19 protein-coding genes are annotated in these 24,676 nt (G+C 60.7%); 17 read left to right on the forward strand and 2 right to left on the reverse strand.

The window, feature by feature from the left end:
* The first annotated feature begins 12 nt into the window (after positions 1–12).
* From AC1ROR_RS13440 to AC1ROR_RS13455, 4 genes are read left to right on the forward strand one after another with little or no spacing between them, the layout of a single operon-like run.
* Positions 13–1,029, forward strand: coding sequence for an ABC transporter permease (locus AC1ROR_RS13440; protein ID WP_498589697.1), 1,017 nt, complete (start codon positions 13–15; stop codon positions 1,027–1,029).
* Complete coding sequence (locus tag AC1ROR_RS13445; protein WP_498589698.1) at positions 1,026–1,898, forward strand: ABC transporter permease; 873 nt, start codon at positions 1,026–1,028, stop codon at positions 1,896–1,898. The genes AC1ROR_RS13440 and AC1ROR_RS13445 overlap by 4 nt, the downstream gene beginning before the upstream one ends.
* Positions 1,895–3,541, forward strand: a complete 1,647-nt coding sequence (locus tag AC1ROR_RS13450) for a dipeptide ABC transporter ATP-binding protein (protein WP_498589699.1) — start codon at positions 1,895–1,897, stop codon at positions 3,539–3,541. The genes AC1ROR_RS13445 and AC1ROR_RS13450 overlap by 4 nt, the downstream gene beginning before the upstream one ends.
* 60 nt (positions 3,542–3,601) lie before the next feature.
* A complete protein-coding gene (locus AC1ROR_RS13455) occupies positions 3,602–4,924 on the forward strand; it encodes an NtaA/DmoA family FMN-dependent monooxygenase (RefSeq protein ID WP_498589700.1) in 1,323 nt (440 codons plus the stop codon).
* A 57-nt stretch (positions 4,925–4,981) separates the two neighbouring features.
* On the opposite strand, the gene AC1ROR_RS13460 is transcribed toward AC1ROR_RS13455, so the two are convergent.
* Positions 4,982–5,596 carry a TetR/AcrR family transcriptional regulator gene (locus AC1ROR_RS13460; RefSeq protein WP_498590036.1) on the reverse strand — a complete coding sequence of 205 codons (615 nt, stop codon included), beginning with the start codon at positions 5,594–5,596 and terminating at the stop codon, positions 4,982–4,984.
* 303 nt (positions 5,597–5,899) lie between these two features.
* Here AC1ROR_RS13460 and AC1ROR_RS13465 point away from each other — a divergent pair, with 303 nt between their 5' ends.
* The 4 genes from AC1ROR_RS13465 to AC1ROR_RS13480 all read left to right on the forward strand — a co-directional run bounded on the left by AC1ROR_RS13465 (position 5,900) and on the right by AC1ROR_RS13480 (position 12,043).
* Positions 5,900–6,976: an efflux RND transporter periplasmic adaptor subunit gene (locus AC1ROR_RS13465; protein WP_498589701.1), complete on the forward strand. Its 1,077-nt coding sequence runs from the start codon at positions 5,900–5,902 to the stop codon at positions 6,974–6,976.
* Positions 6,976–8,061 (forward strand): efflux RND transporter periplasmic adaptor subunit, encoded by a 1,086-nt coding sequence (locus AC1ROR_RS13470; protein WP_498589702.1) that lies wholly within the window; start codon positions 6,976–6,978, stop codon positions 8,059–8,061. Before AC1ROR_RS13465 ends, AC1ROR_RS13470 begins: the two co-directional genes overlap by 1 nt.
* Positions 8,058–11,129: an efflux RND transporter permease subunit gene (locus AC1ROR_RS13475; RefSeq protein ID WP_498589703.1), complete on the forward strand. Its 3,072-nt coding sequence runs from the start codon at positions 8,058–8,060 to the stop codon at positions 11,127–11,129. Before AC1ROR_RS13470 ends, AC1ROR_RS13475 begins: the two co-directional genes overlap by 4 nt.
* A gap of 197 nt (positions 11,130–11,326) precedes the next feature.
* Positions 11,327–12,043, forward strand: a complete 717-nt coding sequence (locus AC1ROR_RS13480) for a FadR/GntR family transcriptional regulator (RefSeq protein WP_498589704.1) — start codon at positions 11,327–11,329, stop codon at positions 12,041–12,043.
* Here AC1ROR_RS13480 and AC1ROR_RS13485 read toward each other — a convergent pair.
* Positions 12,012–13,439, reverse strand: coding sequence for an aspartate ammonia-lyase (locus AC1ROR_RS13485; protein ID WP_498589705.1), 1,428 nt, complete (start codon positions 13,437–13,439; stop codon positions 12,012–12,014). The two genes, AC1ROR_RS13480 and AC1ROR_RS13485, sit on opposite strands and share 32 nt — an antisense overlap.
* Before the next feature lie 273 nt (positions 13,440–13,712).
* Here AC1ROR_RS13485 and AC1ROR_RS13490 point away from each other — a divergent pair, with 273 nt between their 5' ends.
* The 9 genes from AC1ROR_RS13490 (at position 13,713) to AC1ROR_RS13530 (ending at position 24,652) form a co-directional block, all read left to right on the forward strand.
* Positions 13,713–15,170 carry an amino acid permease gene (locus AC1ROR_RS13490; RefSeq protein WP_142171044.1) on the forward strand — a complete coding sequence of 486 codons (1,458 nt, stop codon included), beginning with the start codon at positions 13,713–13,715 and terminating at the stop codon, positions 15,168–15,170.
* Complete coding sequence (locus tag AC1ROR_RS13495) at positions 15,167–16,120, forward strand: asparaginase (RefSeq protein WP_142171042.1); 954 nt, start codon at positions 15,167–15,169, stop codon at positions 16,118–16,120. The genes AC1ROR_RS13490 and AC1ROR_RS13495 overlap by 4 nt, the downstream gene beginning before the upstream one ends.
* A 319-nt stretch (positions 16,121–16,439) precedes the next feature.
* Positions 16,440–16,529 (forward strand): K(+)-transporting ATPase subunit F, encoded by a 90-nt coding sequence (kdpF, locus tag AC1ROR_RS13500; RefSeq protein ID WP_035226808.1) that lies wholly within the window; start codon positions 16,440–16,442, stop codon positions 16,527–16,529.
* A 33-nt stretch (positions 16,530–16,562) separates the two neighbouring features.
* Positions 16,563–18,266, forward strand: coding sequence for a potassium-transporting ATPase subunit KdpA (kdpA, locus tag AC1ROR_RS13505; protein ID WP_498589706.1), 1,704 nt, complete (start codon positions 16,563–16,565; stop codon positions 18,264–18,266).
* Between the two features lie 8 nt (positions 18,267–18,274).
* Entirely contained in the window at positions 18,275–18,439 is a 165-nt protein-coding gene (locus AC1ROR_RS13510) for a hypothetical protein (protein WP_498589707.1), read from the forward strand.
* A gap of 44 nt (positions 18,440–18,483) precedes the next feature.
* Positions 18,484–20,568, forward strand: coding sequence for a potassium-transporting ATPase subunit KdpB (kdpB, locus tag AC1ROR_RS13515; RefSeq protein WP_498589708.1), 2,085 nt, complete (start codon positions 18,484–18,486; stop codon positions 20,566–20,568).
* An 11-nt stretch (positions 20,569–20,579) separates the two neighbouring features.
* Complete coding sequence (gene kdpC, locus AC1ROR_RS13520) at positions 20,580–21,146, forward strand: potassium-transporting ATPase subunit KdpC (protein WP_142171036.1); 567 nt, start codon at positions 20,580–20,582, stop codon at positions 21,144–21,146.
* A gap of 62 nt (positions 21,147–21,208) precedes the next feature.
* Complete coding sequence (locus AC1ROR_RS13525; protein WP_498589709.1) at positions 21,209–23,911, forward strand: DUF4118 domain-containing protein; 2,703 nt, start codon at positions 21,209–21,211, stop codon at positions 23,909–23,911.
* A gap of 51 nt (positions 23,912–23,962) precedes the next feature.
* A complete protein-coding gene (locus AC1ROR_RS13530; protein WP_035226799.1) occupies positions 23,963–24,652 on the forward strand; it encodes a response regulator transcription factor in 690 nt (229 codons plus the stop codon).
* Positions 24,653–24,676: the final 24 nt, after the last annotated feature.

Here is a 24,676-nt window from a genome sequence, read left to right on the forward strand (position 1 = left end):
AGATTGGACGGCATGAGCGCTGACAATGTGACATCCCTGGGCCAGGCACCGACGTCCTTTTTCCGCCGCGGGCGTTTCCGGCGGCGGGGCGGCCTGCCGCTTCAGGTTCTCGGCCGCATCGGCTCGGGCATACTGGTCCTGTGGGCGGCGGTGACGCTGAGCTTCATCAGCATCCAGCTTGCCCCCGGAGACATTGTCAGCCTGCTGATCGGTGAACAGATCCGCACGCCCGAGGTTGAGGCGGCCATCCGTGCCGAATGGGGGCTGGATCAGTCCATTTTTGATCAATATCTCGCTTATCTGACACGATTGCTGCACGGTGATTTCGGGCGATCCTATATTCTGCAGACCGATATATCGAGCCTTGTGGCGACACAGATGCTGCCGACGCTGAAGCTGACTGCCGCCGCACTTGCGGTCGCCATCATCTTCGCGGTCACAAGCGCCATCCTCACCGCCGGCAAACCCATATCGCGCAGCATTGCCGGCGGTCTGGAGCTGACGCTGATCTCCACGCCGACATTCTGGCTTGGCATTCTGCTGCTTTACGTCTTTTCATTCACCTTCAAGATTTTCCCCGTTTCCGGCGACCGGAACCTATCGGCGCTGGTGCTGCCGGCCCTGTCGCTTGGCCTGTCGCTCGGCGCCGTTCTTGGACAGGTCCTGCGCGAAGGGCTGGAACGGGCGCTTGAGGAGCCTTTTGCGCTGACGGTTCGTAGCTGGGGCGCAAGCGATCTTGTCCTCAGGCTGCGCCACGGCCTTCGCCATGCCGCGCTCCCGACCGTAACCCTTGCCGGCTGGCTGGTCGGCAATCTTTTGTCCGGTGCCGTCATCACCGAAGCGGTGTTCGGACGTCCGGGCCTCGGGCGGATAACAGTCGACGCCGTTCTCGCACATGACATGCCGGTGGTCCTGGCGGTCGCCATCCTGTCCGCACTCATTTATGTGGTGATGAGCACGCTCGTGGATGTCCTGTACCTGCTGCTTGATCCCAGGCTGCGCAACGAGGGTGGGAGGAAAAAGCCATGAGCGTTTCCTTCGACACGCCCCTGTCCGCCACCGGGCGTCTGCGGCAGGTTTTATCGGTGCTTTTTGCCAGACCGGGGCTGACACTCTCGTCGCTGTTTCTGCTTTTTGTGGCGACGGCGACCATCTGGCCGCAATTTGTCACCGCCGCCAATCCCCTGCTGGCTGATCCCCTGCAAGCGCAGCTGCCGCCATCTGCCGAACACTGGTTCGGAACCGACCATCTGGGCCGTGATGTCTTTTCGCGGGTCGTCTATGGCGCGCGTTATTCGATCCTGATCGGTGTCAGCGCCATTGCCATTGCCGCGCTGGTCGGTTCCCTTCTCGGCCTTGTCGCCGGCCTTGCACGCGGCGCGGTGGATGAACTGATATCGCGGTTTCTCGATGTTGTATCGTCGTTCCCGGATCTGCTTCTGGCGCTGGTGCTGATCTCGTTTACCGGGCCGGGAACGGTCAATCTCATTTTCGCGCTCGGTGTCGCCTCCGTGCCGCGTTTTGCCCGCGTGGTGCGCGCCCAAACCTTCGTCATCGCCAGAAGCGGTTATGTGGAACAGGCGAAAACCTTCGGTCTCGGCCGCTTTACGCTGGTCACCCGGCATGTGCTGCCGCATGCGATAGCACAGGTTCCCATTCTGGCGACGATCGGCCTCGGCTCCACCATCATTCAGGCAGCGGGCCTCAGCTTTCTCGGCATGGGGCCGCAACCGCCAATCCCCGAATGGGGCGCCATGCTGGCGGAAGCGCGCAATTATCTGCGGGTGGCGTGGTGGATCGGCATCTGGCCGGGCCTCGCCATCACCCTCACCGTCATTGCCATCAGCATTCTGGGAAAACGCTGGCAGATCGCATTCGAAGGCAGGAGACAGGCATGACGCCGCTTATCGATGTGCGCAATCTGAAGATCGGTTTTCCGCGCGGCAACGGTGACAACATCGTCGTACACGGCATCGATCTGACCATCTATCGGGGCGAAACCGTCGCGCTTGTCGGAGAATCCGGGTCAGGAAAATCGGTCACGGCCCGTTCGTTGATCGGGCTTGCCGGCCATGCCGCCAGAGTGACCGCGGACAGGTTCGAGGTAGCGGGAGAAAATGTGCTGGGCCTGCGCGAAGCAGACTGGCGACGTCTTCGCGGGGAGAAGATTGGCTTTGTCCTGCAGGATGCGCTGGTCTCGCTCGATCCGCTGCGCCGGATTTCGCAGCAGCTTTCCGATGCCGCCGGCCGTCGGAAACTCTTTGCCCGTGCGCCGGAAGGTTTCGACAGCCATGTGCTGTTGAAGTCTGTCGGCATTCCCGATCCCGTTCGCCGGCTGCGCCAATATCCGCACCAGCTTTCCGGTGGGCTGCGGCAGCGCGCCCTGATCGCGACGGCAATCGCCCGCAACCCCTCGCTGTTGATCGCAGATGAACCGACCACGGCACTCGATGCGACGGTGCAGAAACAGATTCTCGATCTGCTGGCCGAACGTCGAAAAGCCGGACACACCCTGCTGTTGATCAGCCATGATCTGGCGGTGGTCTCGCGTCTTGCCGACCGCGTTCTTGTCATGAACGAAGGCAGAATCGTCGAGGAAGGGCCAACGCAAGAGCTGTTGCGTCGGCCGAAACACGCCTATACGCGCCAATTGCTCGACGCCGTGCCATCGGCCGGATCGAAGGGTTATCGGCTTTCGTCAGCGGTGCCGCTGCCGGTTGACGGCGGGGGAGCGCCATTTTCGCAACGCGAGCCGCTGCCGCCGAGGACCGTCCATCCGGGCAAGCATGTTCTTTCGGTCCACAATCTCGTCAAGCACTACGGCGGTCCGGAAAACGCGCCTGTCGTCAACGATGTCTCCTTCGAGCTTTCCGCCGGTGAGGCGCTCGGCATCGTGGGCGAGTCCGGTTCCGGAAAGACGACCGTCGCAAAAATGGTTCTGGGGCTTGTCGAACCCGAGGAAGGCACGGTTTTGATCGAGGGCCAGCCATGGAACAATGTTGCGGAAAGCCTGCGCAGATCGCGCCGCGGCACCATGCAGCTGATCGCCCAGGATGCCTTCAGTTCCTTCGATCCGCGTTATACGGTTGAGAAGATTGTTGGCGAAAGCCTCGATGTCACGAGGCTTTATGGAGCCGAGCGCCGTGATCGTGTGCTGGAGGTTCTCGAAGCCGTCCGGCTGGGCGGCGATTTCCTCAGCCGTTATCCCCGCGAGCTTTCAGGCGGGCAGCGCCAGCGCGTGGCCATCGCCAGAGCATTTGCTCCGCGCCCGCGCCTCCTGGTCGCCGACGAGCCGGTGAGCGCATTGGACGTTTCGGTTCAGGCGCAGGTTCTCGATCTTCTCGCGGAACTCCAGGCGGCATCCGGCACCTCGCTGCTGTTCATCTCTCATGATCTCGGTGTCGTGCGCCACCTGACCGACCGGGTGCTGGTGATGAAAGACGGCCGCATCGTCGAAAGCGGCGATGTCGCAGAGGTATTCTCCGCTCCCCGGCATGGCTACACGCGAAAACTGATCGATGCGGTTCCCGTGCTTGCATGAGCCCGCCATTTGCCTGCCATCCGGCAAGAAACACGAACCAGCCTTGAAAAGGAACCGATCATGGCGCTCACTCGCCCCCGACGTCTGAAAACACTCACCGGTGCAAGCAGCGTGGTTGCCGCATCGAACGACCCCATTGCGACAACCGGCATCAAACGCGCGGTGGAACTGGCGAAAAAGGCCGAAGCTGAAAAGATCACCGGCCTGTTTACAGCCGATCTTCTTCATATTGATCCCGCCGGTCTTGCTGGTACGGCAGGCATTCAGGAGCCGATCATAACGCTGGCGGCGCTCAGCCAAGCGACATCGCGGATCGGTTTGATCGCGACGATTTCCACCACCTTCCATCACCCCTACAATCTTGCGCGCCAGATCGGCACGCTGGATCACCTCAGCGGCGGCCGCGCGGGCTGGAATGCGGTGACATCTTCCGTCGGCGAGGAAAATTTCGGCGAAGCCTTGCCAAGCCCGGAGGAGCGTTACGAGCGCGCAGCGGAGTTCATCGAAGTCGTCAACGCCCTTTATGATGCCAACGAGCGGGACGCGGCCGAGCGCAAAGCCTCGGGCGCAATCGCAGTGGATCCCGCCAAATTTCACCCCATCGCCTATAAGGGCCGGTATTTCAGCGTGCAGGGACCGCTCAATGTGCCGCCGCTGCCGCAGGGCAGGGCCGTGCTGTTCCAGGCCGGCCAGTCGGAAGCTGGTGTTACCGTTGGTGCACGTTATGCCGAGGTTGTCTACACGTCGCAGCCTCGTTTCGACGATGCCGTCGCATTCGCGACCGAATTGCGGCGGCGGGCAATAGCTTTCGGCCGTGCCGGCGGCCTGCCCCTGATCATGAATTCCTTCCACGCGGTCATTGGCGAGTCCGATGCGGATGTCGCACGTCGATTGAAGGAAAAGCATGAGCGCATCGACTACGAACAGGGGCGACTGAAACTGGCGGATATGCTGGGCGGCGATCTCGACCTTTCCGGCTTGCCGCTGGACCAGCCCCTACCCGATACCTTGCTGCCGGAAGTGACAAGTATTAACCGTCGACGCGGCCGGGTGGAAGTTTTCCGCCGCTATGTCAAGCAGGGGCTGTCATTGCGCGAATTGATTATCCAGGCCCAGGAAACGGGGCATTGGTCCGTGGCGGGTACGCCCGAGAAACTTGTGGATGCCATCGAGGAGCGGTATCGCGCGGGAATTCTCGACGTGCTTTCTCTTCACGGGTTCGGCAATCCCGAGCAGGAAGACCTCCTGGTCAACGGACTTTTGCCGGAACTGCGCCGCCGTGCAATCATCGACACGGATTATATAAGCGACGACTTCCGCGGCAACCTCCAGCTACCCGAATTTGCAGCCTCGGACAATTTCACCGGCGCGCGTACGGCTTAGGTGCTCGTCGTCAGACCAGCGAGCCGGCGGGGCAGTGGCCGCGTCGGCTGAAGGCAGTTAAGCCAGCAACCCGCGCATAATCAATTCCAGATGAATCTTGAGAACGGCCTTCCTGTCCGGACTACGCCGGTCGTCAAAAATCAGCCTGAACACCAATGTTCCGACCATTGGTGACATCACGACCTTGGCGAGTTCCGGCGGGTTGGCCCTGAACCTCTTTTTCGCCACGCCCTCTTCGAGAATTGCATCGATGCGCGCGAATACCGGTGCCATCAACACATCATGGTGCTGGTCTATGAGATCGGGGAATTTTGCGCCCTCCGCGACTATGAGGCGGAACAACTCCCGCATCATCCTGTTGTCGACAAGCGCGTCGAACAGGAACTCCAGCAGCAGGCGAAGCTCTTCGACGGGGTCTTCGGATGTGCGCGCATAGGCCTTGAAGGTCTCCTGAAAAGGCGCCGAGGCATGTCTGATCATTGCCTCGAACAGCGCTTCCTTGGTTTCGAAATAGACGTAAACCGTGCCTTTCGTCACCCCCACCCGCTCGGCAATGTCTTCAACCCGCGTCGCCGTAAATCCCCTTTTGGTAAATTCCTCAAATGCGGCGTCGAGAATTTGCAGCGGACGTTGTATCTTCTGTTCAGCACGTGTCAGCTTTGCTTTTGCCATACCCCGGATCCCTACGTATTTGGGCGCGTGCCATTTTGTCCGTCGTGATCGGCGGAATGACAGGTCGCTTGCTATAGCACCGGCGCAAAAACCGGAATCGATTTTTGCAAGAGGTGGTGCGTGGTTCAATATGCCAAAGCATCCCGCATGCGCGTGAAAGCGCGTGGCGGGAAAACTCTTGCAATGATCATTCAGGACGCCCGATCCGGTGTCCAAAAGGTTCTTCGATCGGCGATACAAGAATTTCATTGACTATTCAGTCAGTCAAATATTATAGGATGGGGCGAAGATCAAGAGGTCACCATGAAAACCATTCTTATAGCGGCGATGGTTGGCGGAATTTTCGCCCTGTCGTCCTGCAGCAATGAAGAGCCTCCCGCGGAAAAGCCGCTGCGCAACGTCGATGTGGTTACGGCGACAAAAAAGCCGGTCGATCGCGGCAGCGTTATCACAGGTGAAGTGAGGGCGCGTGTCCAGACGGACCTGTCCTTCCGCGTCAGCGGCAAGATTACCGAGCGGCTGGTGGATGTGGGTGCGCGGGTAACGACCGGGCAATTGCTCGCCCGCATCGACCCCGAAGAGCAGAAGGCCGATATCGATGTCGCCCTGGCGAACCTGCAATCTGCCGAAGCGCAGCAGACGCAGGCGCAACTGACATTCGACCGTCAGCAAAGCCTCTTCAAGACGCAGGTGACCTCACGTTCGGCGGTCGACAAAGCGCAGGAAACTTTGCTGACCACGCAAGGGGCGGTGAGATCGGCGCAGGCGCAGCTCGACACGGCGCGCGATGCGCTCTCCTATACGGAACTCAGGGCCGATGCGGACGGCGTTATCACGGCCCGCAACGTGGAGGTCGGCCAGGTGGCGCAGGCCGCCCAGCTCGTTTTCACGCTGGCGCATGACGGCCCGCGTGATGCGGTTTTCGATGTCTATGAATCTCTCTTCCTTGAGCGGGACATCGACAATCTCGTCAATGTCAGCCTCCTGTCGGATCCCACCCGCAGCGTTGCCGCACCCGTGCGGGAAATTTCTCCGACGATAGACCCGGATAATGGAACGATCAGGGTCAAGGTCGGCCTGAACGGCGATATGACCATGCCGCTCGGCGCGCCCGTATCCGGCCATTTCCGCTTCAAACAGGTCGATGCGATTGAGCTTCCATGGTCGGCGATGACGTCGCAGGACGGCTTACCCGCCGTCTGGGTGGTCGATCCGCAATCCTCGGAAATCGCCATGCGGCGCATCGAGGTCGCCGATTACGAGACCGGTCAATTCGTCATCACGCAGGGGCTTAACCCTGGCGATCTCGTCGTGACCGTCGGGACCAAATTTCTCCGCGCCGGCGAAAAGGTTGCCTATGAAAAGGGGCAGGTACAATAATGTCCAGTATATACAGAAGCTTGTTGTTGGTGGCTGTCGCGATTGCGGTTTCCTCCTGTGAGGAGAAGCAGGAAGCAGCCGCCGAGGCGCCGCGCCCTGTTCTGTCCGTTGTTGTGGAGGAGAAGGCGGCGGATGCACTGCGGCTGACCGGTACGGTGGAATCGCGGGTTCAGACCGATCTCGGTTTTCGCGTTCTTGGTCGGATCATAGCCCGCAATGTCGATGTGGCCGACCTGGTCAAGAAAGGCGATGTGGTGGCGTCGATCGATCCACTGGCGCTCGAACTTTCTGTGAAAAGTGCACAGTCCGATCTTTCCAATGCCGAAGCGCAACTCGCCAACGCAGTGACGACCGAACAGCGCCAGCGTGTGCTGGCCGAGGCTCGCAGCGGCACGGAAGCGGCGCTTGAGGAGGCCGAGCAGGCCACGCGAACCGCCAATGCCTCTGTTGCCAAGGCCCGTGCAAATCTGGACAAGGCCGAGGAGCAGCTGGGTTATGCGCAGCTACATGCGGAATTTGACGGTGTGGTGACAGCAACCTCAGGCGAAATCGGCCAGGTTGTTTCGGCCGGCCAGACGGTTGTAACCATCGCCCGCCCGGAAGTGCGTGATGTGGTGGTCGATGTTCCGCAATTTGCGGCCCAGCGGCTGGAAATCGGCTCGACCTTCGAGATCGCCCTGCAGCTTGACCCGAAAATTCGCACCACCGGCGTGGTGCGCGAGATTGCTCCGGAAGCCGAAACGGCGACGCGCACGCGCCGCACGAAAATCAGCCTTCAGGATGCACCGCCGGCGTTCCGGCTCGGTTCCGTCGTTACTGCCTCGGTGCTTGCCGCCTCCGAACCGCAGATCATGCTTCCATCATCGGCTCTGCTGAAGACCGACAATGGATGGGGTGTCTGGATCGTCAATGCCGATACGGCAACGGTAACGCTCCGCCCGGTCACGATTGAGGGCGAGCCTGCCGAAGGCGGCAGCGTGCGCATCACCGGCGGCGTCAAGCCCGGCGAGCGCGTTGCCAGCGCCGGCGTTCATAAGCTTAGGGATGGACAGGCCATCAGGATCGATCAGGAGGTCCGTCAGTGAAGAAATTCAATCTCTCCGACTGGGCGCTCGAACACCGTTCGCTCGTCTGGTACTTCATGCTGGTTTTCGTTCTTGCCGGCGTTTTCTCCTATCTCAACCTCGGTCGCGAGGAAGATCCGAACTTCACCATCAAGACCATGGTGATCAGCGCGCAATGGCCCGGCGCTTCCGCCGAAGAAGTGGCCCGGCAGGTGACCGACAGGATCGAGAAGAAGCTCGAGGAACTCGACAATCTCGACCATCTGCGCAGCCAGACGGTGGCTGGCCGCACGACGATCTTTGTGGAACTGGTGCCGGAAACCAAGGCGCGCAACGTCGAGCCGACATGGGTGCGGGTGCGCAACATGATCGGCGACATCAAGGGCGAGTTTCCCTCCGGCGTCGTCGGTCCCTTCTTCAACGACCGCTTCGGCGATGTCTATGGCAATATCTATGCCTTCACCAGCGACGGTCTCAGCCAGCGGCAATTGCGCGATCTGGTGGAAGATGCGCGTGCGAAGGTGCTGACCGTCGACAATATCGGCAAGGTCGATGTCATCGGCGCGCAGGACGAGACGATCTATCTGGAGTTCTCCACACGGCAGATCGCGGCGCTCGGCATCGACCAGCAGTCGATCATCAAGACCCTGCAATCGCAAAACGCCGTCACGCAATCCGGCTTCGTTAATGCCGGACCTGAACGCGTGGCGCTGCGCGTCAGCGGCCAGTTCACCTCGGAAGACAGCCTGCGGTCCATCAATCTGCGGGTCAACAACCGGTTCTTCCCTCTGACGGAAGTGGCGACGATCCGGCGCGGTTATGTCGATCCGCCGTCCTCGCTGTTCCGCTTTAACGGCCAGCCGGCCATCGGCCTTGCGATCGGCATGAAAACCGGCGCGAACCTGCTGCACTTCGGCGAGGCGCTGGATGCGCAGATGAAGCGGGTGGTTGCGGACCTGCCTGTTGGTGTCGATGTGCATCGTGTGTCCGATCAGCCGGCCGTGGTCGATGAGGCGGTCTCTGGCTTCACCTCGGCGCTCTTCGAGGCGATCGCCATCGTTCTCGTCATCAGCTTCATCAGCCTTGGCCTCAGGGCCGGCATGGTGGTTGCCGTGTCCATTCCGCTCGTGCTGGCGATCACCTTCGTCTACATGGAATATACCGGCATTTCCTTGCAGCGTATCTCTCTGGGCGCCCTCATCATCGCGCTCGGGCTTCTCGTGGACGATGCGATGATCGCCGTCGAGATGATGGTGGCGCGGCTTGAAGTGGGAGACGATCTCAGGAAAGCGGCGACCTATGTTTACACCTCGACCGCGTTCCCGATGCTGACCGGTACGCTGGTCACCGTTGCCGGCTTCATTCCGGTCGGCCTCAACAACAGCGCGGCGGGTGAATTCACTTTCACGCTTTTTGTGGTGATTGCCGTTTCACTGATCGTGTCATGGATCGTCGCGGTTTTGTTCACGCCGCTGCTCGGCGTGACGATCCTGCCGAAGACGATGAAATCGCACCATGAGAAAAAGGGCCGTTTTGCCTCCGCCTTTTCCTGGCTTCTCGGCCGCGCGCTGCGCTGGCGCTGGGCGACAATTATCCTCACCATCGCGCTGTTCGGTCTATCCGTCGGCGGCATGGGCCTTGTGCAGCAGCAGTTCTTCCCCTCATCCGACCGTGTGGAGCTGATCGTTGACTGGAACCTGCCGCAGAACAGTTCGATTGCCGAGACCAACCGGCAGATGGCGCAGTTCGAGCAGGACATGCTGGCCAAGAATCCGGATATCGACCATTGGACAACCTATGTCGGCGAAGGCGCGCCGCGTTTCATCCTGTCCTTCGACGTGCAGACGCCTGACGTCACCTTCGGCCAGACGGTCATCGTCACCAAGGGGCTGGATGTGCGTGACAAGGTCCGTGCCGAGTTGCAGGACTATCTGAACAAGACTTTTATCGGCACCGACGCCTTCGTGAAACTGCTCGATATCGGTCCGCCGGTCGGAAAGCCGGTGCAATATCGCCTCAGCGGTTCTGATATCCAGAAGGTCCGCGAGCTCGGGCAGCAATTGTCGGGCATCGTCGGCGAACACCGGCTGCTGTCCAACATGGTGATGGACTGGAACGAGCCGACGCGCGTGGTGAAAGTGGATGTTCTGCAGGACAAGGCCCGCCAGCTCGGCGTCTCCTCGGAAGATATCGCCAATGCCATGAACAGCATTGTCGAAGGCTCCACCGTCACGCAGGTGAGGGACGATATCTACCTCGTCAACGTGGTGGCGCGGGCGCAGCTTTCGGAGCGCGGCTCCATCGAGACCTTGCAAAACCTGCAATTGCCGGCAACCAACGGCAAGGCCGTGCCGCTCTCGGCAATCGCCAATTTCCGTTATGAGCTGGAGCAGCCGACCATCTGGCGTCGCGACCGGATCCCGACGGTCACCGTCAAGGCTGCCATTATCGGTCCAACGCAGCCGGCGACGATCGTGGAGCAGTTGAAACCGAAGATCGAGGCGTTCCAGAAGGTACTTCCCGTCGGCTACACGCTGGAGACGGGCGGTTCGGTGGAATCCAGCGCGGATTCGCAAGCGCCGATCGTCGCTGTCGTGCCCATGATGCTGTTTGCAATGGCGACCATCCTGATGATCCAGTTGCAGAGCTTCAGCCGGCTGTTCCTGGTCTTCGCGGTGGCGCCGACAGCCCTGATCGGCGTCGTGGTGGCGCTGCTCTTCTCCAATGCGCCGATGGGCTTCGTTGCCATTCTCGGCGTGCTGGCGCTGATCGGCATCCTGATCCGCAACTCGGTCATTCTCGTCGTGCAGATCGAGCATCTGAGAAGCGAAGGGGTTTCGGCATGGCGCGCCGTCATCGAGGCGACCGAGCACCGCATGCGGCCGATCATGCTGACGGCGGCGGCGGCCACGCTTGCCCTCATCCCAATCTCCCGGGAAATTTTCTGGGGGCCGATGGCCTATGCGATGATGGGCGGCATTGTGGTGGGTACGGCGCTTACGCTGCTCTTCCTGCCGGCGCTCTATGTCGCGTGGTTCCGCATCCCGCGTGAGGATGACAAGCCGGAGGCAGCTGAAATCAAGGCGTAATATCGGGCGCGGAGAGAGGGTGCGGCGGTGGCGCACCCTCTCTCCAACAAAAATATCCGCCGTCGTTGTTCCGGCGGGCAGGATAATGTTAGGAAGGTCGGCTTGGCCGCGAGAGCGGCGGCCGTCCTTTTTGCGTTTGGACGATTCTGGTTTTGCGTTGATATTGCGAACATATTGAGAGTGCGGAGGGTTTGAAGATGGGCGGGTTGTCGGATTGGCTTGCGGATGCGCAGCCGATCAATCGCAAGAATGCTGCAGAAGCGGTGTTCGATGATATCCGTTCCGCCATCACCTCGGGTCAGCTTGCGGTTGGCATCCGGCTGCCTTCCGAGGCGGATCTTGCCGCACGATATGGTGTCAGCCGGCCGATCATTCGCGAGGCTTTGCGCTCGCTCCAGACTTTGGGGCTGACGCAGACCCGCACCGGAAGCGGCACCTATGTGATGACGCCGACGCCACCTTCCGAATTGAATTACGGGACATATTCCGCCCGCGACCTGATCGAGGCGCGCCCCTTCATCGAGGTTCCTGCGGCCGGTTGGGCGGCGCTGAGGCGCACCGAGGCGCAGCTGGAGGTCTTGCTGGACCTTTGCGATCGGATGGAATCCGAAGAAAGACCGCATCCCTGGGTGCTGCTGGATGGGCAATTCCATTGCGCCATTGCGGAAGCTTCGGCCAATGGACTGTTCGCCAAGGTGGTGGCGGATGCCCGCGAGGCCGTATCCCAGCAATCCGAGATGGTGAACCTGATGGCCGGTCGCCGCGTTGCTTCGAATTACGAGCACCGCCGGATCGTCGAGGCGATCCGGCGGGGTTCAGCGCCCGAGGCGCGGGAGGCGATGGAGCTTCACCTTGGGCAGGTGAAACAGGTGGTGACCACGATTATTGGCGAAGATCGGCTTCGCCAGCCGTGACGGCGGGCAGGTTTGCAAGGTGCCGCGGGCTCAGCGCCTGCTGCAATTGCGCATCGGTGAGATAACCGCGTTCCAGAACCACCTGCGGCACGGTGCGGCCGCTGGCAAGCGCCTCCTTGGCCACTTCGGTTGCCGCATAATAACCGATCAGCGGGTTGAGCGCGGTGGCGAGACCAATGGACTCTTCCACGCGCTGCGCCATGATCGCCGGATTGGCGACAATGCCGTCGACGCAGCGTTCCGCCAGCGTGCGGCAGGCCGCGCTTAGCTGGCTGATGCTCTGCGACAAGGCTCGCACGATGATTGGCTCGAAAGCGTTCAGCTGCAGCTGCCCGGCTTCGGCCGCCATGGTGATGGTGATGTCATTGCCGATCACCGCATAGGCCACCTGGTTGACCACTTCGGGAATGACCGGATTGATCTTGCCCGGCATGATGCTGGAACCCGCCTGAACGGAAGGCAGGGTGATTTCGCCGATACCGGCGCGCGGGCCGGAAGAGAGCAGGCGAAGATCGTTGCACGTTTTCGACAGCTTCACGGCGACGCGTTTCAGCACGCCGGAGAGATGCACGAAAGCGCCGGGGTCCTGTGTGGCTTCGATGAGGTCTGCCGCCGTCACCAGCGGTCGTCCGGTCAGTTCCGCCAGATGCTGGCAGGCAAGCTCGGCATAACCACGCGGCGCATTGAGCCCGGTACCGATGGCGGTGGCGCCGAGATTGATCTCATGCAGAAGTGCTGCGGATTCGATGAGGCGCGCCTGATCTTCTCCCAGCATCACCACGAAGGTGCGGAATTCCTGGCCGAGTGTCATCGGCACGGCGTCCTGCAATTGTGTGCGGCCAATCTTGATGAAGCCGGCAAATTCCTGCGCCTTGCGGTCGAAGGCATCCTTCAGCACGCCCATGGAAGCCGCCAGATCGTCGATGGCCTCGATCAGCCCGATATTGATCGCGGTCGGATAGGCGTCGTTGGTCGACTGGCTGAGATTGACATGGTCATTCGGGTGAAGCCGGGCATAATCGCCTTTTTCGTGACCGAGCAGTTCGAGCGCGCGGTTGGCGATAACCTCATTGGCATTCATGTTGGTGGAGGTGCCGGCACCGCCCTGGATTTCATCCACCACGAACTGCTCATGCAGCGCGCCGGCGCGGATTTCACGGCAGGCTGCGGCGATGGCTTCCATTCGTTCGGTGTCGAGAAGGCCGAGCTCGTGATTTGCGCGTGCCGCCGCCTCCTTCACATAGGCCAGTCCCCTGACGAGATAGGGGTTGTGGCCGATGGTCACCCCGGTGATCTTGAAGTTTTCCACGGCGCGCGCCGTGTGCACGCCCCAATAGACATCCGCCGGAATTTCCTTCGTCCCGAGCAAATCATGCTCCTTGCGCGTCACGCTCACTTTTTCCTCCACTGGCTTTTAAGCGTTGCTATATCTGTAAAGCTGTCTTACAGATTTTTCGACCTTAATTCGGGGGGAGGAGAAGGTCAATCACATCGAATACGCTTGACGAACGGCATTATCTGCCATTATGAGGGGCGAAAATCTGTCATGCAGCTTTACAGCGTGCATGAGCATGCATGCTGGCCATATTCCAGCGCGGACTGTGCCAGTTTCATTTTCATTTCCGGCTTATCGCCGACTGCAAGCACTTTATCGGGAGGATAAATATCCATGCATTCTGGGAAAACGGCGTCTGCCGACCGTGAGGTCTTCGTTGAAGAAGATCTCGGTTACCACAAGGCCCTAAAGCCGCGTCAGATCCAGATGATCGCCATTGGCGGCGCCATCGGCACCGGGCTTTTCCTCGGTGCGGGCGGGCGTCTCGCGCAGGCAGGGCCGGCGCTGGTCTTCGTTTATGCGCTTTGCGGCTTCTTCGCGTTTCTGGTGCTGCGCGCTCTCGGCGAACTGATCATGCATCGCCCCAGCTCCGGTTCCTTCGTGTCTTATGCCCGCGAATTTTACGGCGAGAAAATGGCCTTCGCCGCCGGCTGGATGTACTGGCTGAACTGGGCCATGACCTCGGTGGCTGATGTGACCGCCGTTGCCCTCTACATGAATTTCTTCAAGCAATATGTTCCGTGGCTTGCCGGTATCGACCAATGGGTCTTTGCGATGACGGCACTTCTGGTCGTGCTGGCGATGAACATGCTGTCGGTGAAGGTCTTCGGCGAGCTTGAATTCTGGTTCAGCCTCATCAAGGTACTGGCGCTCGCCATTTTCCTGGTCGTCGGCGTCTATTTCGTCATTTTCGGCACGCCTATTGAAGGCCACGTTACGGGTTTCAGCATCATTACCGATAATGGCGGTTTCTTCCCGAACGGCATTTTGCCTGCCTTCGTCATCATACAGGGCGTCGTCTTCGCTTATGCCTCAATCGAACTGATCGGCACGGCGGCAGGCGAAACCGAAGACCCGCGCAAGGTCATGCCCCGCGCCATCCGCGCCGTGGTTTTGCGCCTCGTCGTGTTTTATGTCGGCTCGGTGCTGCTGTTCACGCTGCTTCTGCCCTATACCGCTTACAAGGCCGGCGAGAGCCCCTTCGTCACCTTCTTCGGTTCCATTGGCGTTCAGGGCGCTGACGTGATCATGAACCTCGTGGTTCTGACCGCCGTGCTGTCATCGCTTAATGCCGGCCTTTATTCCACCGGCCGTATTCTGCACTCCATGGCGGTTTCCGGCTCGGCGCCGGCAGCGCTTGCGAAGATGAACAAGGCCGGTGTGCCCTATGGCGGCATCGCCGTGACCGCCGTCGTCACCGTTCTCGGTGTGGCGCTGAATGCCGTCGTTCCCGCCGCTGCCTTCGAGATCGCACTCAACCTCTCGGCGCTTGGCATCATCTGCGCATGGGCGGTTATCGTTCTCTGCCAGTTGAAGCTGTGGCAGCTTTCCCGGCGCGGCGAGCTGGTGCGTCCGGATTTCCGCATGTTCGGCGCGCCTTACACCGGCATCCTCACACTTGTCTTCCTCTTCGGGGTTCTGGTGCTGATGGCCTTCGATTATCCCATCGGCTCGTGGACCATCGCCTCGCTGCTGGTCATCATCCCGGCGCTGGTGATCGGCTGGTATCTGCTGCGCGATCGTATCCACCGTCTGGCCGCCGAGCGTGCAGGTGCGGGAGCATCGCATTGAGCGGGCAGGGCGCAATACCTCTGGTGGCGGTCATCGCCACCGGTGGCACCATCGCCAGCCGGCGTGGCGCCGATGGTGCCAGCACGCCCAGCCTTTCGGGTGAGGACCTGCTTGCGCTGGTTCCGCAGATCACCGCCCGGCTGAAGCCGGTTGATCTGATGGCGAAGGACTCTTCCAGCCTGACATTGGCCGACATGCAGCGCATCAGCGACGCCGTTGGCGTGGAGCTCAATGACCCTGCCGTGGCAGGCATCGTGGTTCTGCACGGCACCGATGCTATGGAGGAATCCTCGCTGCTCGTGCATTTGCAGCACGCCATCACCAAACCGGTTGTCTTCACCGGTGCGCAGTTCACCGCGGACCATCCAAATGCGGATGGGCCGGCCAATCTGGCTCGGGCGATTGAAACCGCACTCGATCAGGCGAATGCCGAGCGCGGCGTACTCCTGTCCTTCGGCGGCAGATGCCTGCCGGCCTGGGGGCTTTACAAGCGGAGTGCGGATGCGGCGGATGCCTTTCGCTCCGCGCGACCGGCGGCGCATGCCGCAGCGATGGACCTTGCCGCTCCCGTCGCCGATCTGCGGGTGGATATCGTTGCCATTTATCCCGGTTGCGATGCCGCCCATATCGAGGCCAGCCTAAAGGCCGGTGCTGATGGGATCGTGCTTGCGGCACTTGGTTCCGGCAACGCCAATCCGGGCATTGCCGTTGCCGTGAAGCGTTGTACCGAGCATGGCGTTCCCGTCGTCGTTTCCAGCCGTGTGCCGGAAGGGCAACTGGTGGCGAGTTATGGTGGCGGCGGCGGCGGGCATGACCTCGTTGCGGCGGGCGCCGTGCACTCATCCACCCTTCGGCCCGGGCAAGCCCGCATTCTGCTGGCGGCGCTGCTGGCTGGCAAAAGCCCGGCGGCAACCATTGTTTCCGCCTTCGGCGAGCCGCTTTCTCACTAAGAAGCGGCTGGGATGCCCGCCTTTGCGGGCATCAAAATTCCTATAGGATTCCTATTTTATTCCATTCCCCGCCGTCTCGAACCTTTATGCGGTTCGGGTGCATTCTTCTGTGCGGGAAGGGATGCTGTTCCCTTCTCAAGCCAGAAAGAATGAGAAGCGACGTCCCACATGACGGCGCTTTTCTTCCTGTCCGGCTCCTCGATTTAAAAGGGAGTCCCCATCGATGATGGATGTTATTCTGATCGGCGCGGCCACGGTGTTTTTCGCACTCTGCTTTGCCTATACGCGCGCCTGCGACCGGCTTTAGGCGGAGGCTGCGATGATCTTCGACTATGTCTTGAGCGGTGCCGTCACCGTCTTTATCGCCGCCTATCTCACCTATGCTCTCATTCGCCCCGAACGCTTCTGATCGGGAAGCGGCGGCTATTGAAAGTTCAATACCATGACACTTAATGGATGGTTTCAGATCCTGCTTTTTTGCGGGATCGTTGTCGTGCTGGTGAAGCCGCTCGGCTTCTATATGGCGCGTGTCTTTAATGGCGAACGTACCCTGCTGTCGCCGGTGCTCGCACCCGTCGAGCGCGGCCTCTATGCGCTTGCCGGAACGAGCGAGCGCGAGGAACAGCACTGGACGACCTACGCGTTTTCCATGCTCCTCTTCAACCTTTTCGGTTTTGCCCTGCTTTATGCCCTGATGCGCTTTCAGGCGGTGCTGCCCTATAATCCGCAGGGAATGACGGCCGTAGGGCCGGAATTGTCCTTCAATACGGCGGTCAGCTTCGTCACCAACACCAACTGGCAGAATTATGGCGGCGAAAGCACCCTGTCCTATCTGACCCAGATGGCTGGCCTCACCGTGCAGAACTTCGTTTCCGCCGCAACAGGCATGGCAATCGCCATGGGCCTGATACGCGCGTTTTCCCGCGCTTCCGGCAAGGCGATCGGCAATTTCTGGGTGGATATGGTCCGCTCGACCCTCTACGTGCTTTTACCCCTCTGCATCGTGCTGACCCTCGTTTATGTCTGGCTCGGCGTGCCACAGACGCTCGGCGCCTATGTGAATGCGCAGACGCTGGAAGGCGCGCAGCAGATGATTGCCGTCGGCCCCGTGGCGTCGCAGCTGGCGATCAAGATGCTCGGCACAAATGGCGGCGGTTTCTTCAACGCCAATTCCGCGCATCCCTTCGAAAATCCCGATGCCATTTCCAACATGATCCAGATGGTGTCGATCTTCGCAATCGGCGCGGCCTTCACCAATGTGTTCGGCCGTATGGTCGGTAATGCCCGTCAGGGCTGGGCGATCCTCGCCGCCATGGGTGTTCTGTTCATCGCCGGTGTCGCGGTTACCTATTGGGCGGAAGCGGCCGGAAATCCGTTGATGCACAGCTTCGGTCTTGCCGGCGGCAATATGGAAGGCAAGGAGGTCCGTTTTGGCGTGGCGCTCTCGTCGCTCTTTGCGGTCATCACCACCGCCGCATCCTGCGGCGCAGTCAACGCCATGCATGGCAGCTTCACGGCGCTTGGCGGTCTTATCCCGCTCATAAACATGCAGTTGGGTGAGGTCATCGTCGGCGGCGTCGGCGCGGGTTTCTACGGCATTCTCCTGTTCATCATCATCGCCATCTTCGTGGCGGGTCTGATGGTCGGACGCACGCCGGAATATCTCGGCAAGAAGATAGAGGCCAAGGAAATGAAGATGGCGGTTCTGGCCATTCTCTGCCTGCCGCTCGCCATGCTGGTTTTCACCGCAATCGCCAGTGTCTTGCCGTCGGCCGTCGCGTCGATCGGTACGGCAGGACCGCACGGGTTTTCCGAAATCCTCTATGCCTATACGTCGGCGGCCGCCAATAACGGCTCTGCCTTCGGCGGCCTCACCGGCAATACGACCTGGTACAACATCACGCTTGGCCTTGGCATGCTGATGGGCCGTTTTCTGGTGATCATTCCCGCGTTGGCGATTGCCGGTTCGCTGATCACCAAGAAGACCGTTCCGGCTTCGGCCGGCACCTTCCCCACGGATGGTCCGCTCTTCGTCGGCCTGCTTGTCGGCACGATCCTGATCGTCGGCGGCCTCACCTTCCTGCCGGCCCTGGCGCTCGGTCCGGTCGTGGAACATCTGGTGATGGCCGCAGGTCAGGTCTTTTGAGGTGCACCATGATCAATGACGCATCCCGACATGGACGCAAACTTCCTGTCCGCACCGGTGCTCCTGTCAACAGGAGCGCCGGCCCCGGCGGCTGGTGCGCTTCCAATCTCATTCTTGCGATGATGGCGGCCCTGTTCGCTGCCGTCGTCGCTCTCGAAGTTCTCACGGGCTGATCGACCTTCATCGGTCGCCCTGTTTCAAACGCTGGAGCCTCTTCATGAGCCAGTCCAAACAAGCGAGCATCCTCGATTCTCGCATTCTCGTACCGGCGGTCGCCGCCGCATTCAAAAAGCTCAATCCGCGCACGCTTGCGCGCAACCCCGTCATGTTCGTGGTGGCGACTGTATCGGTGCTGACCACCGTTCTGTTCATTCGCGACCTCATCATCGGCAGCGCCAATCTCGGCTTCTCCTTCCAGATCAACCTCTGGCTCTGGTTCACCGTGCTGTTTGCCAATTTCGCCGAGGCGGTTGCCGAAGGGCGCGGCAAGGCGCAGGCGGATTCGCTGCGCAGGACCCGCACCGAAACCCAGGCGAAACTGCTGAGCGGCGATGATCGCAGCCAGTATAAGATGGTCGCAGGCACCAGCCTGAAGGTGAACGATGTCGTTCTCGTCGAAGCGGGCGATATCATCCCCTCCGACGGCGAGGTCATCGAAGGTGTAGCCTCCGTCAACGAAGCGGCGATAACGGGCGAATCCGCCCCCGTCATCCGTGAATCCGGCGGTGATCGCTCGGCCGTGACAGGCGGCACGCAGGTGCTGTCAGACTGGATCAGGGTTCGCATCACTGCCGCTGCCGGCTCCACCTTCCTTGACCGGATGATTTCGCTCGTCGAAGGTGCTGAGCGCCAGAAGACGCCGAACGAGATCGCACTCAACATTCTGCTCGCCGGCATGACGCTGATCTTCGTTCTGGCCACCGCGACCATTCCAAGCTTTGCGGCCTATGCCGGCGGTTCCATCCCGATCATCGTGCTGGTGGCACTGTTCGTAACGCTCATCCCCACGACCATCGGTGCTCTTCTGTCCGCCATCGGCATTGCCGGCATGGACAGGCTGGTTCGTTTCAACGTGTTGGCCATGTCGGGCCGTGCTGTCGAGGCGGCCGGCGATGTGGATACCTTGTTGCTCGACAAGACCGGCACCATCACCCTCGGTAACCGGCAGGCGACTGAATTCCGCCCCGTCGCCGGTGTTTCCGAACAGGAACTGGCCGATGCGGCCCAGCTTGCATCCCTTGCGGACGAAACGCCGGAAGGCCGGTCCATCGTGGTTCTGGCCAAGGAAAAATACGGCATCCGTGCCCGCGACATGCAGAAGCTGCATGCGAATTTCGTCCCCTTCACCGCCCAGACCCGCATGAGCGGTGTCGATTTCGAGGGCTCCTCCATTCGCAAGGGCGCAGTCGACGCCGTTCTCGCCTATGTTAACGGCGGCGTTGCGCAGCAGGGTAACACGGCACTTGCCGTTAAAACCGAAACGGATGCCACGCGGGACATCCGCACCATTGCGGAAGAAATCGCCAAGACTGGCGGCACACCGCTCGCCGTTGTGCGGGACGGAAAGCTGCTGGGTGTCGTACAGCTGAAGGATATCGTGAAGGGCGGCATTCGCGAGCGTTTCGCCGAGCTTCGCCGCATGGGTATCCGTACGGTGATGATCACGGGTGACAACCCGATGACGGCCGCTGCGATTGCGGCAGAAGCCGGCGTCGATGATTTCCTGGCCCAGGCGACACCGGAAAACAAGCTGGAGCTTATCCGCGAGGAACAGGCCAAGGGCAAGCTTGTCGCCATGTGCGGTGACGGCACCAACGACGCCCCGGCGCTGGCGCAGGCCGATGTCGGCGTTGCCATGAACACGGGTACGGTGGCGGCACGCGAGGCGGGCAATATGGTCGATCTCGACAGTGATCCGACCAAGCTCATCGAAATCGTTGAAATCGGCAAGCAATTGCTGATGACGCGCGGCGCGCTGACCACATTCTCCATCGCCAACGACATCGCGAAATATTTCGCCATCATCCCGGCGATGTTCCTGGCCTTTTATCCGCAGCTTGGCGTGCTGAATATCATGGGTCTTTCGACGCCGCAGAGCGCAATCCTCTCCGCCATCATCTTCAATGCGCTCATCATCATCGCACTCATCCCGCTCTCGCTGAAGGGCGTCAAATACCGCCCGATCGGCGCCGGCGCGCTCTTGTCGCGCAATCTCGTCATCTATGGTTTGGGCGGCATCATCGTACCCTTCATCGGCATCAAGGCCATCGACCTTGCCATCACGGCGCTCGGTCTCGCCTGAGGAGAATGGAAATGTTGAAACAGTTACGTCCAGCACTGGTGCTGATCCTCGCCACCACCGCCATCACCGGCCTTGCTTATCCCTTGGGAATGACAGGTCTCGCTCAGGCGATTTTCCCCGTCCAGGCAAATGGTAGCCTGATTGAGAAGAATGGCACGGTGGTTGGCTCGCAATTGATCGGGCAGGCCTTCACCGGCGAGAAATATTTCCACGGCAGACCTTCTGCTGCTGGCGATGGCTACAATGCCGCCTCGTCTTCCGGCTCAAACCTCGGTCCGACAAGCGGCAAACTCATTGACCGGGTGAAGCAGGATTACGGTGCGGCGAAAGCCGAAAATCCCGCAGCGGAGGTTCCAGCCGATCTGGTGACGGCATCGGGCAGCGGGCTCGACCCGCACGTCTCGCCTGATGCCGCCTATTTTCAGGTTCCGCGCGTCGCCAAGGCAAGGGGCATGGATGAAGCGGCGCTGCGCGCCATCGTCGAGCGCCATGTCGAGGGACCGGAACTCGGCTTCATGGGTGAGCCTGTCGTAAACGTGCTGGCACTCAACATGGCCCTTGACGCAGCCGGCTCATAAACTGAAATGGCTATGGCGCTTCTGAGGAATCGCCATAGCCTCGATTATTGGTGATCGGTTTCATGCCTGACGACAATCGCGATATGCCGAGCCGACCATCGCCCGATGCGCTCTTGGAAAACGCCCGGCGCGAGGCGCGGGGCCGGCTGAAGATTTTTCTGGGCGCGGCACCCGGTGTCGGCAAAACCTATGAAATGCTGATGTCCGGCCGGGCGAAGCTGGCGGAGGGTGTCGACACCGTCATCGGCGTTGTGGAAACGCATGGTCGCAAGGAAACCGAAACGCTGGTGCACGGTTTCGAGATCATTACGCGACGGAATATCGACTATCGCGGCCAGGTGCTGGACGAGATGGATCTCGATGCCATTCTCGCCCGTCGCCCGGCTTTGGTCCTCGTTGATGAGCTGGCCCACACCAATGCCGCCGGCAGCCGTCACCCCAAGCGCTATATGGATGTTCAGGAAATTCTGGCGCAGGGCATCGATGTCTATACGACCCTCAACATCCAGCATGTCGAAAGTCTGAACGATGTGGTGGCGCAGATCACTCGCATCCGCGTGCGCGAAACGGTGCCGGACAGCATTATCGACCGGGCCGACGATGTCGAAATCATCGATATCACCCCCGACGATCTGATAAAGCGCCTGCAGGATGGCAAGGTCTATATGCCGCGCACGGCGCGGCGCGCCATCGAGAACTATTTTTCGCGCGGCAATCTGACGGCGCTGCGCGAGCTGGCGCTGCGGCGCACCGCGCAGCGGGTGGATGAGCAATTGCTCAACCACATGCAGTCGCACGCCATTTCAGGCCCCTGGGCTGCGGGAGACAGGGTGCTGGTCTGTCTCGATCACGGCGGCAACGGTCCCGGGCTGGTGCGTTATGCCCGACGGCAGGCGGATCGGCTGCGGGCGCCCTGGACGGCACTGCATCTCGACACGCCGCGGTCTCAACAATTGTCAGAGGTGGAGAAGGACCGGCTGGCCGGCACCATGCGGCTCGCGCAGCAGCTCGGTGGCGAGACGGTAACCCTGCCAGCGCTCGACCTGACCCGTGAGATCATCTCCTACGCCAACGCCAATAATTTCACCCACATCATCATCGGCCGCCCGCGAAAATCGTGGTGGCAGCGGATTTTTCAGCGTTCGCTGACGCATGATCTGATTGACCATGCGGGCGATATCAGCGTTCACGTCATTTCCGGCGATAAAAAGGAAGAGAAGCCGGGTCAGGCCGCAAAGCCGGCCTCGGCGCAATCGCATCCTTCCATATGGCCCTATCTTAACAGCACCCTGTTTGTCGGTTTGGCAATCGTGGCTGGCATCGTACTCGACCAGACGCTCGATGTCAGAAATCTGGCGCTGGTGTTCCTGATGGCGGTTCTGGCCGCCGCTGTCCGCGGCGGGCTGGGACCAGCGCTTTATGCTTCCCTGCTTGGCGCTTTCTCATTCAATTTTTTCTTCCTTGAGCCGCGTTACACGCTGACCGTTCGCGATCCGGAAAGTGTCGTGGCGCTGCTGTTTTATTTTGGTGTGGCGCTTGTTGCCTCCAACCTCACGGCGGCGGTGCAACGGCAGGCCGCCGCCGCGCGGGCAAGGGCGCGAACGACGGAAGATCTATATCTGTTCTCCAAGAAGCTTTCGGTAACGGGAACGCTGGACGATGTGCTGTGGGCGGCCGCTTTCCAGATGGCCTCGATGCTGAAGGTCCGGATCGTTCTGCTTTTGCCGGAAAACAATACGATCACGGTCAAGGCGGGATATCCGCCTGATGATACGCTGGTGGATGCCGATATTGCCGCCGCGCAATGGGCCTGGGAACATAACAAGGCTGCGGGCAGGGGCGCGGATACGCTGCCAGGCGCCAGACGTCTTTATCTGCCCCTGCGCACCGGCAGCGGCGCCGTCGGTGTGGTGGGGCTGGACGATGACCGGCTCGGCCCGCTTCTGACGCCCGAACAGCAGCGGCTGTTCGATGCCCTGGCTGATCAGGCGGCACTTGCCATCGAGCGGATTCAGCTCGTCTCGGATGTCGACCGGGCAAGGCTTGCGGCGGAAACCGACCGGCTGCGCACGGCACTGCTGACATCCATTTCCCATGATCTGAAAACGCCGCTTGCGGCCATTCTGGGTTCGGCCGGAACGCTGAAGGATTTTGCTGAGGAGATCCCGCCGGATGCGCGCGCCGAACTGCTGTCGACGATCGTCGAGGAATCCGAGCGGCTGAACCGCTTCATCTCCAATCTTCTTGATATGACCCGGATCGGCTCGGGCGCTATGGAGCCGAATTACGGTCTGCATTTCGTCGGCGACATGGTCGGAACCGCGCTTTCGCGCGCGGCAAAAATCGTCGTCAGGCATGAAATCGTTCTGGATATTCCCTCCGACCTGCCAATGCTGAAGGTCGATCCCGTGCTTTTCGAACAGGTCCTGTTCAATCTCATCGACAATGCGGCCAAATACGCGCCCGAACACACGATTATCGAGATTCGCGGCTGGCGGCAGGGCAAGAATATCGTCCTGTCCGTGGCAGATGCGGGACCGGGTATTCCGCCTGATGATACGGAACGGGTCTTCGACAGTTTTTACCGGGTGCGCAAGGTGGACCATGTGCAGGCCGGGACGGGTCTCGGGCTCTCCATCTGCAAGGGGTTCATCGAGGCCATGGGCGGGTCGATCCGTGCGGAAAACAGACCGGGTCGCTCAGGCGCGCAATTCACCATAAGCCTGCCGGCTCCCACCGAGGCACCTGTGCTAGATCATGATTAGGGCGCGATTTCAGGAGAGAATCATTCACGCCATCGCCAGAGGAGATCGGGAATGACCAATTCCGCCGTCCGCATTTTGATCGTTGATGACGAGCCGCCTATCCGCAAGCTTTTGCGGGTTGGTCTCTCGACGCAGGATTATGCGGTCAGCGAGGCGATGAACGCCCGTGTTGCGATGGAACTGATGCGTGAGGACAAGCCTGATCTCGTTGTTCTCGATCTCGGTCTGCCGGATATGTCCGGGCATGATCTTCTGGCGAAATGGCGGGGCGAAGGGCTGGCGTTGCCGGTCATCATCCTCTCCAGCCGCACGGATGAGGCGGGTATCGTCAAGGCGCTGGAACTGGGGGCCGATGACTACATCACCAAACCTTTCGGCATGAACGAGCTCGTCGCCCGCATCCGCGTTGCCCTGCGCCATCGACTGCAGACCCAAGGGGAGAGGCCGGTGTTTCAGACCGGGGACCTGTCGGTCGATCTCGTCAGGCGCATTGTAAAGGTGGAGGACCGGGAGGTGAAGCTCTCGCCCAAGGAGTATGACATCCTCAGGGTTCTGGTGCAGCATGCGGGCAAGGTGCTGACGCACCGCTTCCTGCTGGAGCATGTGTGGGATGAACTGACCGACGTGCAATATTTGCGGGTCTATGTGCGCCAGCTTCGCCAGAAGATCGAAAAAATCCCGGATCAGCCGCGTTATATCCTGACGGAAACCGGTGTCGGTTACCGGCTGCAGGAGGTGTGAGGGCGTCGCGATACGACGCCCCTG

This window comes from Agrobacterium sp. GW821-FHT14E08 (assembly GCF_058803865.1).